This is a genomic window from Microcystis sp. M49636_WE2, from assembly GCF_030065375.1.
GTDB classification, from domain to species: domain Bacteria; phylum Cyanobacteriota; class Cyanobacteriia; order Cyanobacteriales; family Microcystaceae; genus Microcystis; species Microcystis aeruginosa_C.
Genome location: NZ_JASJFG010001033.1, coordinates 1 through 2,098 on the forward strand (window position 1 = coordinate 1; position 2,098 = coordinate 2,098).

Annotated in this window: 3 protein-coding genes; 1 reads left to right on the top strand and 2 read right to left on the bottom strand. The window is 46.8% G+C overall.

Going from position 1 to position 2,098, the window contains the following annotated elements:
- Together PX484_RS23720 and PX484_RS23725 are read right to left on the bottom strand one after the other, a co-directional pair.
- Positions 1-643 (bottom strand): acyl-CoA dehydrogenase family protein (locus PX484_RS23720; protein ID WP_288105872.1); only part of this gene is annotated, 643 nt, incomplete at its 3' end.
- 12 nt (positions 644-655) lie between these two features.
- The gene (locus tag PX484_RS23725; RefSeq protein WP_287765346.1) at positions 656-1,186 is read right to left on the bottom strand and encodes a DUF4242 domain-containing protein; all 531 of its coding nucleotides are present in this window, start codon (positions 1,184-1,186) and stop codon (positions 656-658) included.
- A gap of 672 nt (positions 1,187-1,858) precedes the next feature.
- Between PX484_RS23725 and PX484_RS23730 the strand changes: the two genes are divergently transcribed.
- Positions 1,859-2,044, top strand: coding sequence for a hypothetical protein (locus tag PX484_RS23730; RefSeq protein WP_002731861.1), 186 nt, complete (start codon positions 1,859-1,861; stop codon positions 2,042-2,044).
- Positions 2,045-2,098: the final 54 nt, after the last annotated feature.

The following is a 2,098-nucleotide window of genomic DNA, read 5'->3' on the forward strand; positions in this document are numbered from 1 at the left end:
AGCTGATAATCCAGTCGTGAGATAACTGAACTCGATCGAATTCAAGGGTACTGGTGCGGGAAGCTTGTAAACCCAATAATTGTAGGTCTTCACCCCGTTTTAACCCCTCTGCGAAGGAGGGAAGGGCGAGGATAAGAGTTTCTCCCGATGTGGTTTGAGCGGCAACGGCTACTATGAATTCTCCGTTAGAGTCGAGGTTAGAGGCCCAGGGCAGGAAGCCATTAACAGTGACGTTTTCTCCTTCGATCTTTGCCTGTAAACGCAGCTCCTCGATCCCGCCGAGGTACTTCATGGCGTTGGAGAGTCCTGTGGCTCCGGCTATCTCTCCCTTGAGAACAGCAGGTAGAATTTTGTTTTGTAGGTAAGTGTTATTACTGGCGGCCAGATATTGAATGAAGACGCGCTGACACCAGAAAACAAAACCGGTGGTCAGGCAGCATTGGGACACAGCAGAGATCGCCTCTACTGCCTGTAGTAAGGAGCCACCCCGGCCTCCTAAGCTTTCAGGTATAGCATAGCCGAACCAGCCCGATTCTCCTAGCTTGGTTAGGGCCGAACCGACGTTGAGATTAGCTGTACCGTTGTTGAGGTCAGTGGCTCTTTCTTCCAGAAAAGAAAGAATTTCGGAGCCTCGATCGAGCATAATTGTTCTCTCCTAGGGGTGAATATTTTCAATCGAGGTCAAACTATCTATAGGTGCGCCGACCACTTCTCTGGCTCTTTTTACCGCCGCTTCATCGGGACTATCGTAGAAACAGAGACATTTACTCAAGTCTTCGCAAACATAGGTCCGCTCGAAACTGACTTCCGGCACTTGAGCATAAAGGGGGGTTTTCTCCGCTTTTCTTTGCAGGTAAGTTTCCATGGTTAGCCCCGGGGGTAAATTCCACTGTACTAGATAGTTGGCTTTGTCTTTGCGCTCTCGCACAGTGGCTAAGTCCTGCCCAATCAAGCGCATTTCCTTGATTAGTTGCCAACCTAGCCCAGCGTTTTCTAGTACTTGTTCGAGGGAGGCGCGATCGATCGCTTTGATAATCAGGAATAACCGCCCCTCTGTTCCGCCAATTAGGGCTTCGATTAACTCTCCCTGGGATTTTGATGCGAGTGTGGTAATGCGCTCCAATATCTCGCTCACCTCTTCTTTTGTCCTTTCTTGTCGATCATCCTCTACTAGATATAGAGTCATAATTCATCTGAAATACATTTACAATACATTTGAGTTTACTGTCTTTGAGAAAAAAAAGCAATATTTTCAAGAGCCTCAAAACGAGGTGACGCGGGAGTGGATGGTTCAAGACCGTTTCGCTCAAGTCGTGGCCAGAACCCTTGCCTTGGGTGATATGCGTCACCTTCTCAGGCAGCTGAGACTCACAGTGGTGTAAACTGCGACTGATACTAAATCCGTTGAGTATAGGCTACTTATGAGGAGAGGCAAGAGGCAATAGGGGGAATAAATAGGGTTTGCGGCAAAAAGTTTGTTGGTGGGGGCAGGGTGTGGGGTGTGAGGTGTGGGGTTTTACCGATTTTGAGGTAGTCAATTACCTAATTTTCAGGGAAAAAGTACCTGAATTTTACCCCCGATCCCTCCAATGGTCGCCACTTTTTGAGGTCAAAAAAGTCTAAAAGCCTTATCCAACAAGGTTTTTAGATTTATTCAGCAAGCTCTAAATAATCAGTTTTTAATAACCGAATTTAGTATGACTCTCTTCTGCCTAGAATGACAGAAGAGAGATAAGTTGTGTTGAGAAATGTGTAGAGTTGGAGCCGACCCTTGACTGGAACCTAAGCTGTCGTGATAACTTGTATAGGAGTTATCGAAAAGATCCCCATCAGCTAGACAGCCCCTTCCAGTTTCTCTATGTTTCATCCTAACCAATCGGAAACCCGCGAAGATATCCGCGAGTATGTGGCTCAACTACAACTTCACATGGCTTTACAAGCTCGTAATCTCGTGCCTAGTCTGACTAATACTAGAGATAGTCGCGAGAAACTGCTGCAGGATACCCAGGCGACTATTGAAAAAATCGTTTCTCGTCATTTCTAGTTGACCGATTTTAGCATAGTCACTTGAGCCACAGGACAGGCAATACAGGTGCCA